Origin of the sequence: Gordonia hirsuta DSM 44140 = NBRC 16056 (genome assembly GCF_000333015.1) — a bacterium.
GTDB lineage: Bacteria > Actinomycetota > Actinomycetes > Mycobacteriales > Mycobacteriaceae > Gordonia > Gordonia hirsuta.
In genome coordinates this window covers 44,726-58,037 of record NZ_BANT01000024.1, presented here as the reverse complement: position 1 = coordinate 58,037, position 13,312 = coordinate 44,726, and the positions used below count along the sequence as shown (strand labels likewise).

Here is a 13,312-nt window from a genome sequence, read left to right as displayed (position 1 = left end):
TCCCGCACCGGGCCCGCCCGCCCCGGCTCCCGGTTCCGCGTCGACTGCGGAAGGCACGACGGGCTCTGCGGCGCCCGGCACCGGTTCGCCGCCCCCGCCGGCGGCCGCCGGCCGGACCCGGTGGTGGCAGAAGTGGCAGGACTGGCCGGTCACCAGCCGCATGGCGGGCCAGGTGATGGTGGCCGCCGGGCTGGCCACGGTGACCGGCGAAGCCATCTCGGCGAGCCGCTGGTACTGGGCGGTGCTGACCGCATTCCTCGTCTTCGCCGGCACCACCACCCGCGGTGCGGTCCTGACCCGCGCCTCGCGCCGGATCGTCGGGACGCTGGGCGGCGTGCTGGTCGGTTTCGGACTGGCCGTGCTGTTCGACGGCGATATCGCCGCCCTGACCGCCATGTGCGTGGTGGCAGTGTTCTGCATGCTCTATTTCGGCCCGCTGCAGTACACCGCGACAGCGTTCTTCGTCACCATCGTCCTGGCCGCCCTGTACGGGCTGCTGGGCATCCTCGACCGGCACATCCTGGAGCTGCGGCTCACCGAGACCGCCGTCGGGGCCGTGATCGGCGTGGCGTGCGCCTACCTGATCTTCTCCACCACCTCGCGGTCGGCGGTACGGCAGCAGACGACCGCCTACTTCACCGCCCTCGACGATCTGCTGATCGCTGTGCGGACGGCCCTGACCGGCGACGACGCCCAGGAAGGTGTCCTGGAGGCCAGCGCCGGACTCGATGCGGCCGCCGCCGCCGTCCACGACACCCTGAACAGCCTGTCGGTGAGCCTGCTGGCCGGACATCGGGCGCAGGCCGCCGAACTGGACGGGCTCAAGGACATGATCACCCGGCTCGCCGGACGCTTGGCCGATGTGGCGATCTCCCTGACCACCGGAACCTCGGCGATCCCCGCCGATCCGGCGCTGCGCCCCGCGCTGGCCGCGTCCGTCGACGAGGTCCGCACCGGCGCGGTACAGGCCCGGGATGCCCTGCTCACCGGTGATCCCGGCCCCGCGAGCACCACAGACACCACGGTACCCGGCCTGCTGCAGGCGGTTCCCGACGACGACCGGTCCGACCAGGGCACCGCGGCGCGGATGCTGTCCCGGCTCGATTGGGCGCTGCAGCGAGTGGTCCAGATCCGCCGCACCGGGTGACCGGGCCGGTCGGCTACCGTCGTAGGCGCTATGTCCACTCCGATATTTCCTCCGGCGCCCACTCCGCCCCCGCCCGCCCTCGTCGAGGACGGACGCTACGCCTTCGGCACCTACGACGGCCCCATTCCCCTGATCAACCCGCTCGATGCCGGTACCCGGCTCGACGCCGAAGGCACCCCCCACGGCCGCTTCCGCTCGCTGCGGCGGATGAACCGCAACCTGCGGCTCAAGGAGTGGGAGGCCTTCCAGCTCGGCGACGACGACTGGTTCGTCCTCGGTGCCGTCTACAACGCCAAGACCATCGGCCTGATCCAGATCCTGGCGGTGAACAAGAACGACGACTCCATCCTGCGCTGGGAGACCAAGATGCCGGCCCCGACGCTATCGGTGGCCCGGGGCCTGCTGGCCTCCTCCTCGCGGGGCCGGGTCGCCGATTTCCGGGTGGAGATCGGCAACCATCTCGAGCGCGACCGCATCGCCGTCGACGCGCACCATCCCGGTCGCGGCGACCTGCCGTCGATGGGCCTGCACGTGGTCGGCAGCTGCGGACCGGAGGAGGCTGCACACCTGGTCACGGTGCATCCGTTCAGCGTCGACCGGGCCCTCTACAGCCATAAGGTCATGATGCCGATGGACGGCTCCCTGGTGATCGGCGGCGAACGGGTCGGCATCGCCGCCGACCGCGGTTTCCTGATCCTGGACGACCATCACGGCGACTACCCGCGCCCGATGCGGTACGACTGGGTCACCGCCGCCCGCCGCGCCCCAGGCAACGGTGGCGATCCGGGCAGAGTCGAGGGCTTCAACCTGACCGCCAACCAGATCCTCGACCCTGCGGTCTTCAACGAGAACGCACTCTGGATCGGCAACACCCTGCACCGGCTTCCGCCGGTCACCGTCGAACGACCGCAGGGACCGTGGGGCAAATGGCTGATCCGCGATGCCTCCGGCGCCGTGGATGTCACCTTCACCCCGACCGTCCGTTCGACGATGCACGTCGGCCCGCGTAAGGCGCTGGCGGCCTACTATGCACCGTACGGATGGTACGAAGGCGCCATCGAGGCTCAGGGGGCCACACTCAACGTCGACGGCATGTTCGGGGTCGGCGAGCAGAAGCGCATCACGCTCTGAGGCACCTGCGCACCGCACATCCGCCGATCCGGTGCCGTCCTACGGCACCACGTTGACCATCCGGCCGGGAACGTAGATCACCTTGCGCGGTTCACCGTCGAGCAGGGGAGCGATCTTCTCATCGGCCAGGGCCGCGGCGACCACGGTCGCCTCGTCGGCATCGGCGGCCACCTGGATCCGGCTGCGGACCTTGCCCTTGACCTGAACCGGCACCTCGACGGTGTCTTCGACGAGGTAGCTCTCGTCGACCTCCGGAAACGGTCCGCGAGCCAGAGAAGCGTTGTGCCCCAAGCGGTTCCACAGTTCTTCGGACAGGTGCGGGGCCAGCGGTGCCAGCATCAGGACCAGCGCCTCGACCGCCTCGCGCGGCGCACCGTCGCGGTAGGTCTTGGTGAGGTGATTGACCAGTTCGATCAGTTTGGCGCCCGCGGTGTTCATCCGCAGCCCGGCGAAGTCCTCGCGCACCCCGGCGATCGTCTTGTGCACGGCGCGGCGGGTCTCCTCGGAGGCCGGCGCGTCGGTGACCCGCAGTCCGCCGGTCTCTTCGTCGACCACCAGCCGCCACACACGCTGCAGGAAACGCTGGGCGCCCACGACGTCCTTGGTGGCCCACGGCCGCGACTGGTCCAGCGGACCCATCGCCATCTCGTAGACACGCAGGGTGTCGGCACCGTACTCGGCGCAGATATCGTCAGGGGTGACCGAGTTCTTGAGCGATTTGCCCATCTTCCCGTACTCCTGCGTCACCTCCTGGTCCTGGTAGAAGAACGTTCCGTCGCGTTCGACGACGTCTTCGGCCGGCACGTAGACGCCGCGGGAATCGGTGTAAGCGTAGGCCTGGATCATGCCCTGGTTGAACAGCTTGCGGTACGGCTCGCTGCTGGTCACATAGCCCAGGTCGTAGAGCACCTTGTGCCAGAACCGCGAGTAGAGCAGGTGCAGCACCGCATGCTCGACGCCACCGATGTACAGATCCAGTCCGCCCGGATCATCGGAGCCGTGCAACTGCGGCCGCGGGCCCATCCAGTAGGCCTCGTTCTCCTTGGCGCACAGGGTCTGCTCGTTGGTCGGATCGATGTAGCGCAACTGGTACCAGGAGCTGCCGGCCCACTGCGGCATCACGTTCGTGTCGCGGGTGTAGCGCCTGAGCCCGTCGCCCAGATCCAGGTCGACGGCGACCCACTCGGTGGCCTTGGCCAGCGGGGGAGAGGGCCGGCTGTCGGCGTCCTCGGGATCGAAGGCCACCGGCGCGTAGTCGGCCACCTCGGGCAGCTCGACCGGCAGCATGGTCTCCGGCAACGCCACCGGTGCACCGTCGGGACCGTAGACGATGGGGAAGGGTTCGCCCCAGTACCGCTGCCGGGCGAAGAGCCAGTCGCGCAGCTTGAACGCCGTGGTGCCCACCCCGGTGCCGTCGGCCTCGAGGCGTTCGATGATCGCGGCCTTGGCCTCGTCGACCGCCAGTCCGTCGAGAAAACCACTGTTGATCAGCGGACCGTCACCGGTGTACGCGCCCTCGGCGATGCCTTGCTCGCTGCCGATCACCTCGCGGATCGGCAGCCCGAAGGCGCTGGCGAACTCGAAGTCGCGTTCGTCGTGGCCGGGCACCGCCATGATGGCACCGGTGCCGTAGCCGATCAGCACATAGTCGGCGATGAAGACCGGCAGCTGTTCCCCGTTGACCGGGTTGGTGGCGTAGGCACCAGTGAAGACGCCGGTCTTGTCCTTGTTCTCCTGCCGCTCCAGATCGCTCTTGGCCGCGATCAGGGCGCGATAGGCCACCACCGCGGTGCGCGGGTCAGCGGCGCGGTAGCCGCCGGTGCCGGCCGCCTCACTGCCGGCCACACCGGTCCAGCGCTCATCGGTGCCCTCGGGCCAGGCCTCGGCGACGATCTGATCGACCAGCTCGTGCTCGGGGGCCAGCACCATGTAACTGGCACCGAACAGGGTGTCGGGGCGGGTGGTGAACACTTCGATGGGCGCGACCTCGCCCGACACGCCGGGGACCGGGAACTGCACCCGGGCGCCCAGGGAGCGGCCGATCCAGTTGCGCTGCATCGTCTTGACCTTCTCCGGCCAGTCCAGCAGGTCCAGATCGTCCAGCAGCCGGTCGGAGTAGGCGGTGATCCGCATCATCCACTGCCGCAGATTCTTGCGGAAGACCGGGAAGTTGCCGCGTTCACTGCGGCCTTCGGCGGTGACCTCCTCGTTGGCCAGCACCGTGCCCAAGCCGGGGCACCAGTTGACCAGCGAATCGCTCAGATACACCAGCCGGTAGGAGTCCAGGACCTCGCGGCGGCCGGCCTCGTCGAGTTCGGCCCAGACCCGTCCGTCGTCGGGGGTCCTGGCGCCGGAGTCGAAATCGGCGATCAGCTCGCTGATGTGCCGCGCCTGCTGCCGGTCGTCGTCGAACCAGGCGTTGTAGATCTGCAGGAAGATCCACTGCGTCCACCGGTAGAAGTCCACATCGGTGGTGGCCACGCGCCGTCGTTCGTCATGGCCCAGACCCAGCCGGCGGATCTGCTGCAGATACCGCTCGATATTGGCTTCGGTGGTGGTCCGCGGGTGGGTGCCGGTCTGCACCGCGTACTGCTCGGCGGGCAGACCGAAGGAGTCGAAGCCCATGGTGTGCAGGACGTTGTATCCGGCCATCCGCTGGTAGCGGGCGTAGACGTCCGAGGCGATGAATCCCAGCGGGTGACCCACATGCAGTCCGGCACCGGAAGGGTAGGGGAACATGTCCTGCACGAACAGCTTGTCCGGCGCCTGCGGGCCGGAACCGGAGAACGCCGAGAAGTCGCCGGCGAGCGGTCCGACCGGGTTCGGTGCGGCGAAGGTCTGATTCGTGGTCCAGTACTCCTGCCAGCGGGATTCGATGTCACCGGCGGTCTGCGCGGTGTAACGGTGACCCGGGGTGTTCTCGGCGATGCTCACCCGACCAGGGTAAATCGTCACCGATGCGCACCGGGAGCCGCCTCGGCGATACCATCGAAGGCGTGCACCTCGCGTCCCTGATCGCCGCCGTCGTGGCCTTCGCTTTCGCGGCCCTGTGGGCCGTGATCGGTCTGGCGGGTCTGGCCGGCCGTTTCCCCGGGAACCGCTGGGCCGGTGTCCGGACCGCCGAGACCGTCTCCTCACAGGAGGCCTGGGTCCTGGCGCACCGCGTCGCCGCTCCCGGTTTCCTCGGCGGCGCCGTGGTCGCGGTGCTGGGCGGACTGCTGTCTCTGGCGAATCGGTGGGGCTTCGTTTACGCGCTGGGCGGACTGCTGATCGGTCTGCTGGCGGTGTCGATGGTCAGCGGGGTGGCCGTCCGTGCGGCACAGGCGCTGGTCCCGCCGCAGGAACAAAGCGGCGGCTGCAGCAGCGGGTGTTGCTCCGGTGGCGAGCAGACCGACGGTGCCGACCACAGCCAGACCGGCTCGGCCGATCCGGCTGCCGATTGCGGGGAGTCCAGTTGCGGGTCGTGCGCGCTGAGCGGCATGTGCCTGCCGGAATCGCAGGCCAGCGACTCACACCAGCCCTAGGGAGTATCCACGTCGATGTTCGCCAAGTGGATGGCGCGATCGCCGATCGACGGCTTCGTGATGACGATCATGCTGGCCGTGGTGGTCGCCGCATTCGCCCCGGCCGGCGGCATCTTCGCCGAGATCCTCGACTACGTGGTGATCGCCGCGATCGCCCTGCTGTTCTTCCTCTACGGCACCCGGCTGCATCCGCGTGAGGCGCTGGCCGGTCTGACCCACTGGCGGCTGCACCTGACCATTCTGGTCTTCACCTTTGTGCTGTTCCCGATCGTCGGAGTGGTGCTGGCACCGCTGCTGAGTCATGTGATCGGCAAGGATCTGTCGGCGGGTCTGTTGTATCTGACGTTGGTGCCCTCCACGGTGCAGTCGTCGATCGCGTTCACCTCGATCGCCAAGGGCAATGTCCCCGGGGCGATCGTCAGCGCCTCGGTGTCGAACCTGCTGGGGGTGTTCCTGACCCCGCTGCTGGTGGTGTGGCTGATGAGCACCGACGCCGGGGTGCACGTGGACGCCTCCTCGATCACCAAGATCATGCTGCAGATCCTCTTGCCGTTCATCCTCGGCCAGTTGCTGCGACCGTGGGTGGCCCCGGTACTCAACCGCTATGCCGAACCCACCAAGTACGTAGACCGGGGCTCGATCGTGCTGGTGGTCTACGTCGCCTTCAGTGAAGGGGTGCAGCAGGGGCTGTGGTCGTTGATCACGGCCTGGGAGGTGGTCTGGATGACGTTGATCGCCACCGCCCTGGTCATCGTGATGCTGATGCTCTCGGGGTGGCTGCCCCGCCGGCTCGGCTTCGATCGCGGCGACACCATCGCCATCCAGTTCTGCGGCACCAAGAAGTCCCTGGCGACCGGTCTGCCGATGGCCACCGTCCTGTTCGCCGGTTCGCAGGTCGGCCTGATCATCCTGCCGCTGATGATCTTCCATCAGGTACAGCTGATCCTCTGCTCATGGCTGGCCACCCGGTACGGCCGCCAGGCCGGACAGCAGGAGGACGCAGCCCTGGTCTGACGACCGGTTCCTAAGACCCGTCCGAGGCGATCATCCTGTCCACCGGGCACCGGATGTGTCAGGCTGAAGGTATGGCGAATCCACAGCTCGAAGGACTGGTAATCGCGGTGACCGGCGGTGCGGCCGGCATCGGGCGGCAGATCGCCGAACAGGCGGCCTGGTCCGGCGCCCGGGTTGCGATCGGTGACCGCGATGCGGCCGGTGCCCGCGCCACCGCCGACGAACTGGGCGGGGGTATGCGCGGGTATTCGCTAGATGTCACCGATGAGGAGTCCTACCAGGCCTTTCTGGAGTCGGTGACCGCCGACCTGGGCCCCATCGACGTGCTGGTGAACAACGCCGGGGTGATGTGGGTCGGCCCGTTCGACGAGGAGCCGGAGAAGGCGACCGAAGCCATGTTCGCAGTGAACGTGCTCGGAGTGATCCGCGGGATCCGCTTGGTGGCCCCCCGCATGCGTGAGCGCGGCGGCGGCCAGATCATCACCATCGCCTCGGCGGCGTCCAAGGTGGCCCCGCCCGGGGAGTCCAGTTATGCCGCCAGCAAGCACGCGGTCCTGGGCTATCTGACCGGGGTGCGCGAGGAGCTGCGGGGGAGCGGGGTGGTGATCTCGGCGATCCTGCCCGGGGTGGTCGACACCGAACTGGCCAAGGGCACCGCGACCGGCGCCGCCAAACTCCTCAGTCCCGACGACGTCGCCGATGCGGTGCTGGCGGTGATCGCCAAACCCCGCTTCGTGACCACGATTCCGTCGTACGTGGGGCCGCTGGTCGCGGTCGCCGGTCTACTGCCGCAGGGGCTGCGTGATTTCCTGATGCGCAAGATGGTGCCCGACCAGGTCGAATCGGCCTCGGCGGCCGAGCGCCGCGACTATCAGAAGCGCGCGCTGGGCTCCTAGGCCACCGGTCGATCGGCTCGCCTCAGCCACCGGCCGGTCAGACCGATTCGGTTGCCGGCAGGGCGTTCGGGGCGGGTCCGCGCCGGCGCATCACGATCCGGTGACACACCCAGCGCACCACCACGATCAGCACCCCGGCGGCCACCAGAGCCACCACCATGATGCCGATCAGCCGGGCACCGGCCGTCGCACCGAGCAGATAGGCCAGCAGCAGCACCGATGTGGCCCATGTCGCCCCGCCGAAGAACGTCGCCACCGCGTACCGGCGCAGTGAGACCGCCGACATCCCGGCCGTGATCGGCACCAGCGTCCGGACGTAGCCGAGCCACCGGCCGATCGGCACGGTCACGAAGACGTTCTCGCGCACCCGTGTCTCGGCGTGCCGCCAGTGGTCTTCACCGAATTTGCGGCCCGCCCACGACTCCTGGATCCGCGGGCCCGACCGGGTCCCGACCCAGTAGCCGATCAGGTCACCGGCCAGGGCCGCACCGACGGCGATCGCGATCAGAACGACGATATTGGGTTTACCGATCGCCGCCGCCACCCCTGCGGCGATGAGCGTCGCCTCGCTGGGGACGATCATCCCGCAGATCAAGATCGCGGTCTCGGAGAACAGGACCAGCGCGACCACCAGGTAGACCGCCCACGCCGGGGCCAGATTGATGACCTCGGTGAGCAATTCGGACAGTGCGTGCATTTCAGTTGGTCAGGGTGTCGGCGGGGTAGGTGGCCAGCAGCGGTAGCGGCCACTCCTGGCGGCGCAGCACCTCGTTCCAGACGTCGACGGTGGCCGGTGCCAGCAGATCCGACGGCAGACCGGTGGTGACCAGCCAACTGCCTTCGGTGATCTCGTCGTCGAGCTGACCGGCACCCCAGCCGGCATACCCGGCGAAGATCCGGACCCCGGTGAGGACCGTTTCTAGGTCGTCGGGATCGGCGTCCAGGTCGACCATGCACACCGGGCCGCGAACCTGGTGCAGTCTCGGCTGTGTCTCCAGGTCGGTGCCGGTCTTGACCACGCCCAGACAGACCGCCGACTCGGTCTGCACCGGTCCGCCGATGAACACCGCGCGCGGGGAGGCGGCCAGCTCCGACCACTGGGGCAGCACGTTGAAGACGGCGGCCTGGCTCATCCGGTTGAGCACCACCCCGAGGGTGCCGTATTCGTCGTGCTCAATCACGTAGATGACGGTGCGCACGAACGTGGGGCCGATCAGCGATGTCGATGCGATCAGCACAGAACCCGGGCGGACCTGCGCCGGGTCGCGGTACTCATCGCCAGCCACCGATCCATCATGGCATATCCGGGCTACTGTCGACCGGTGGGATTCCTCCGATCGCTGGGTCATTCGCCGGGCCTGTGGCGCTTGCTGCTGGTGCGGCTGACCAGCCAGCTCAGCGAGGGCGCGTTCCAGGCCGCGCTGGCGTTGTCGATCCTGTTCAATCCCGACCGGCACTCCGACGCGCTGGCGATCGCCGCGGGCTTCGCGGTCCTGCTGCTGCCGTACTCGGTGATCGGCCCGTTCGCCGGCGCCCTCCTGGACCACTGGGACCGGCGGCGGGTGCTGCTCTGGGTCAACGTCTTCCGGGCCGCCGCCATCGCCTCGGTGGCCCTGGCGATGGGCACCGGCGCGCCGGATGCGGTGGTGCTGCTCGCGGCCCTGACGGTGACCGGGGCCAGCCGGTTCATCGCCTCGGGGCTGTCGGCGTCCCTGCCGCACGTCGCCTCCCGGGACGTGCTGATCGAGATGAACGCCTTCTTCACCACCCTGGGTGCTGGACTCCTGGCCGCCGGTTTCGGTCTGTCGAGCATGCTGCGCGCGATCTTCGGGGCCGACGATGCCGGGTCGGCGGCCACCCTGCTGGCCGGCGCGGTGATCACTCTGGTCTCCGGGCTGCTGGCCGCCGGCTTCCCCCGCCGGTTCCTGGGACCCGATCAGCCCGACGACGCCGGCCGTTCGGCCCTGTTCGCGGTGGCGCACGGGCTGGGTCACGGTGTGCGGGCAGCCGCGACCACCACCACCGTGGCCACCGTGCTGGCCGCGATCGGGGTGCACCGCTTCGTCTTCGGGATCAACTCGCTGATGATGCTGTTGCTGGTGCGCACCAGCGACCTGGGGCCGATCCGCGGGCACGACGTCGGCGCGATCGTGGTGCTGGGAGCCGGTGTCGCGGTCGGCGCACTGGCGGCCGCCTTCACCACCCCGGTGCTGGTGCATCGGATCGGTCGGCGCTGGACCATCGCGGGGGCGCTGCTGGTGGCCGCCGGTGCCGAACTGGGTCTGCTGTATCTGAGCTGGACGACGATCTGCGGGGGTGCCCTGCTGCTGGGGCTGGCCGGGCAGACGGTGAAACTCTGCGGTGATCTGGCCATGCAGGCCGATATCTCCGATACCTACCGCGGGCAGGTCTTCGCCGTCCAGGACGCGATCTTCAACGTCGCCTTCGTCGCGGCGATGTTCCTGGGTGCCGTCGTGCTGCCGGCCGACGGCTTCGCCCCCGGACCGGTGGTCTTCGCCTCCTGTCTCTACCTGCTCGGCGCCGCAGTGGTGTGGCTGCGGCATCCGCGCCGCGGCGGCTACCCCGGTCCGTCGACCACACGATCGGCGATCCCGTCACCGTCGGTGTCTTCCAGGAAATGATCGGGCCGCCCGTCCCCGTCCACGTCGACGGGCAGCCGGACGATCGGCTGATCCCACAGGCCCAGGCCGCTGTCGGCGAAGACCGCCGCGGCGGTGCCGTCGGCGGCGACGTCCAGCAGCACCCGGTCGGCTACGCCGTCGCCGTCGGAATCCCACATCGCATCGTCGATCAGCCCGTCGCCGTCGAAGTCCAGGGCCACCGCATCGGGTATCCCGTCGCCGTCCAGATCCAGGTCGGCGGGGGAGTGCCAGACCGAGAGTTCACCGTCGCCGACACCGAAGAAGTACTCGAGGGGGTCCATATCGGTTAGACGCACCGGGGGCCGGTCGGGTTCCCCCGCGAGCGCCGCCGGTGTGTCGGGGACGGTCAGTAGCCCATGGTCCGGAGCTGACCGGCCAGCGCATCGAGCTCCGAGCGGCGCAGATCCAGATGCGGGGAGATCCGCAGCACGGACTGCTCGCCGGCGAGCGGTGCGCGCCAGGAGTCGGCGCAGGTCACCAGGATTCCCGACTCCTGCAGGCGCCGCTGGGCGGCGGCCACGTCGCTGGGCTGCCACCCAGGTGGCGGCAGCAACGTCACCAGCGCCGACGGCTCCTCGACCGGTTCGAGGACCTCCCAGGATGCGATTCCGGTGAGCCGCTCCCGCACGGTGCGGCCGATGTGGGCCAGTTCGCGGTAAACCACCTGCTGGCCGATGTCCTGCAGTTCGGCCACCGCCTGTCCCAGACCCAGGGCCCCGGCGACGTAGCGTTCCGACGACTCGATGGTCACCGGCCGGATCGCGTCGGCGCGCACCGCGATGAAACCGATCGCTCGCGGACCGGTGAGCCATTTGCGTGCGGTGCCGTAGACGATGTCGGCGCCGGTGACGGTGGGGACGTGGCCGACCGACTGGGCCATATCGACCACCACCGGGACCTCGGCGTGGTGGGCGACCTCGACGATCTCGTGCACGGGCTGCACCACACCGCCAGCAGCGCCGATCTGGCAGACGTGGATGAAGTCGGGCTGCTCGAACTGCAGCATGTTCTCCAGCGCATCGACGTCGACATGCCCGTACACGTCGCGCGAGGGCATGGCGCGTACGGCGATGCCGCGCTGCTCGAACTGGTCCAGGTTCGGCCCGAACTCGTTGGCCGCAACCCACACCGTCGAGGCGATCGGCAGGTTCCAGTAGTGCAGCAGGACACGCAGGCACGAGCGAGCGCTGTCGCGGTAGCTGAGCTCATCGGGGGTGTGCCCGATGAGCGAGGCCAGGGCACGACGACCTCGGGCCAGTGCCTGCTCCTGCTCCTGCGCGGCCACTTGCGAACCGTGTTCGGCCTCGCGCCACAGGTGGTCGGTGATGGTGTCGATCACCGCCGACGACGAGCGGCCGGCCGCCGCCGAGTCCAGGTGCGCGATCGTCGGTTCGATACGGGCCGCGTGCCACTGTTCACCCAGATCGCTGCAGTACATACCGGTAATCTACCGCTGCTCCCACCACTGCAGAAGAGCCGCCTCGGCCTCGTCCCGCGACAGCGGCCCCGAGTCCAGCCGCAACTCCTTCAGATACCGCCAGGCCTCGCCGACCTGTGGACCGGCGGGGATCCCGAGCAGTTCCATGATCGCGTTGCCGTCCAGATCGGGTCGGACACGCTCCAGATCCTCGGCGGCCTGCAGCTGCGTGATCCGCTCCTCCAGACCGTCGTAGGTCTCCTGGAGCCGCCGTGCGCGCCGCCGGTTGCGCGTGGTGCAGTCGGCCCGCACCAGCTTGTGCAGCCGGTCCAGCAGGGGACCGGCGTCGGTCACATACCGGCGCACCGCCGAATCGGTCCAGCGGCCCTCGCCGTAGCCGTGGAACCGCAGATGCAGGAAGACCAGCTGGGAGACGTCGTCGACCATCGCCTTGGAGTATTTCAGTGCCCGCATACGCTTGCGGACCATCTTGGCGCCGACCACCTCGTGATGGTGGAAGCTGACACCGCCGCCCGGCTCGTGCCGCCGGGTCGCCGGCTTTCCGATGTCGTGCAGCAGAGCCGCCCAGCGCAGCACCGGGTCGGGGCCACCGTCCTCCAGCGCGATCGCCTGTTGGAGCACGGTCAGCGAATGCTGGTAGACGTCCTTGTGCTGATGGTGCTCGTCGATGGTCAACTGCATCCCCGGGATCTCCGGCAGCAGCCGATCGGCCAGCCCGGTGCTCACCAGCAGATCGATGGCTTCGATCGGATGTTCCCCGCAGATCAGCTTGTCCAGTTCCACCTGGATGCGTTCGGCGGTGATGCGGTCGATCTGCGCGGCCATCGCTGTGATCGCCGCCAGGGTCCGGTCCGACAGGGTGAAGCCCAGCTGGGAGACGAAGCGCAGACCGCGCAGCATCCGGAGCGGGTCGTCGTTGAACGAGTCCTCCGGGGCCGCGGGGGTGTCGATGACCCCGGCCAGCAGATCGTCCATCCCGTCGAGCGGATCGCAGAACTCCTGGGTGCCGTCCGGATTCAGCTTGACCGCCATCGCGTTGACGCGGAAGTCCCGGCGGATCAGGTCGTCTTCGAGGGTGTCGCCGAAGGTGACGGCCGGGTTGCGTCCGATGCGGTCGTAGACATCGGAGCGGTAGGTGGTGATCTCGACGGTGTTGCCGTCCTTGACCCCGCTGACGGTGCCGAATTCGATACCGGTGGTCCACACCGCTTCGGCCCACTCCCCGAGGATCTCGGCGATCGTCTCCGGCCGTGCATCGGTGGTGAAGTCCAGGTCGTTGCCGAGCCGGCCGAGCACGGCATCGCGCACACTGCCGCCGACAAGGTACAGCTCGTGCCCGTGGCGGGCGAAACGCTCGGCCAGCGGGGTGAAGACATCGCTCAAGTCCCGCAGTGTGATCGCCGCGGCGGCGAGCAACCGGGCTCGCCGCTGCGTTCGATCGACGGCGATGGCGGCGGAATCACGGTCGGTCATGAGATCCCAGCCTAACGAACGCCGAG

General features: G+C 68.8%; 12 protein-coding genes. 6 read left to right on the top strand and 6 right to left on the bottom strand.

The window, feature by feature from the left end; translation table 11 throughout:
- Both GOHSU_RS16295 and GOHSU_RS09760 read left to right on the top strand, forming a co-directional pair.
- Positions 1–1,147 (top strand): FUSC family protein (locus tag GOHSU_RS16295; protein WP_005940545.1); only part of this gene is annotated, 1,147 nt, incomplete at its 5' end.
- Positions 1,148–1,177: 30 nt separating this feature from the next.
- The gene (locus GOHSU_RS09760; protein WP_005940542.1) at positions 1,178–2,278 is read left to right on the top strand and encodes a DUF2804 family protein; all 1,101 of its coding nucleotides are present in this window, start codon (positions 1,178–1,180) and stop codon (positions 2,276–2,278) included.
- 39 nt (positions 2,279–2,317) lie between these two features.
- Here GOHSU_RS09760 and GOHSU_RS09755 read toward each other — a convergent pair whose 3' ends face one another.
- Positions 2,318–5,212 carry a leucine--tRNA ligase gene (locus GOHSU_RS09755; RefSeq protein ID WP_005940539.1) on the bottom strand — a complete coding sequence of 965 codons (2,895 nt, stop codon included), beginning with the start codon at positions 5,210–5,212 and terminating at the stop codon, positions 2,318–2,320.
- Between the two features lie 62 nt (positions 5,213–5,274).
- Between GOHSU_RS09755 and GOHSU_RS09750 the strand changes: the two genes are divergently transcribed.
- The 3 genes from GOHSU_RS09750 (at position 5,275) to GOHSU_RS09740 (ending at position 7,712) form a co-directional block, all read left to right on the top strand.
- Positions 5,275–5,802 (top strand): SdpI family protein, encoded by a 528-nt coding sequence (locus GOHSU_RS09750; RefSeq protein WP_024332909.1) that lies wholly within the window; start codon positions 5,275–5,277, stop codon positions 5,800–5,802.
- Positions 5,803–5,817: 15 nt separating this feature from the next.
- Positions 5,818–6,816 carry a bile acid:sodium symporter family protein gene (locus GOHSU_RS09745; RefSeq protein WP_005940533.1) on the top strand — a complete coding sequence of 333 codons (999 nt, stop codon included), beginning with the start codon at positions 5,818–5,820 and terminating at the stop codon, positions 6,814–6,816.
- A 71-nt stretch (positions 6,817–6,887) separates the two neighbouring features.
- A complete protein-coding gene (locus GOHSU_RS09740; protein WP_005940531.1) occupies positions 6,888–7,712 on the top strand; it encodes an SDR family oxidoreductase in 825 nt (274 codons plus the stop codon).
- 37 nt (positions 7,713–7,749) lie between these two features.
- On the opposite strand, the gene GOHSU_RS09735 is transcribed toward GOHSU_RS09740, so the two are convergent.
- Positions 7,750–8,409 (bottom strand): DedA family protein, encoded by a 660-nt coding sequence (locus tag GOHSU_RS09735; protein WP_005940528.1) that lies wholly within the window; start codon positions 8,407–8,409, stop codon positions 7,750–7,752.
- A gap of 1 nt (position 8,410) precedes the next feature.
- Positions 8,411–8,998 carry a YqgE/AlgH family protein gene (locus GOHSU_RS09730; protein ID WP_005940525.1) on the bottom strand — a complete coding sequence of 196 codons (588 nt, stop codon included), beginning with the start codon at positions 8,996–8,998 and terminating at the stop codon, positions 8,411–8,413.
- 9 nt (positions 8,999–9,007) lie between these two features.
- On the opposite strand from GOHSU_RS09730, the gene GOHSU_RS09725 reads away from it, so the two are divergent.
- The gene (locus GOHSU_RS09725) at positions 9,008–10,354 is read left to right on the top strand and encodes an MFS transporter (protein WP_005940522.1); all 1,347 of its coding nucleotides are present in this window, start codon (positions 9,008–9,010) and stop codon (positions 10,352–10,354) included.
- Here GOHSU_RS09725 and GOHSU_RS09720 read toward each other — a convergent pair.
- The 3 genes from GOHSU_RS09720 to GOHSU_RS09710 all read right to left on the bottom strand — a co-directional run bounded on the left by GOHSU_RS09720 (position 10,291) and on the right by GOHSU_RS09710 (position 13,286).
- Complete coding sequence (locus tag GOHSU_RS09720; protein WP_024332908.1) at positions 10,291–10,656, bottom strand: hypothetical protein; 366 nt, start codon at positions 10,654–10,656, stop codon at positions 10,291–10,293. The two genes, GOHSU_RS09725 and GOHSU_RS09720, sit on opposite strands and share 64 nt — an antisense overlap.
- A gap of 65 nt (positions 10,657–10,721) precedes the next feature.
- Positions 10,722–11,813 (bottom strand): aminotransferase class V-fold PLP-dependent enzyme, encoded by a 1,092-nt coding sequence (locus tag GOHSU_RS09715; RefSeq protein WP_005940516.1) that lies wholly within the window; start codon positions 11,811–11,813, stop codon positions 10,722–10,724.
- Between the two features lie 9 nt (positions 11,814–11,822).
- On the bottom strand, positions 11,823–13,286 hold the full coding sequence (locus GOHSU_RS09710; RefSeq protein ID WP_005940514.1) for a CCA tRNA nucleotidyltransferase: 1,464 nt from the start codon (positions 13,284–13,286) through the stop codon (positions 11,823–11,825).
- Positions 13,287–13,312: the final 26 nt, after the last annotated feature.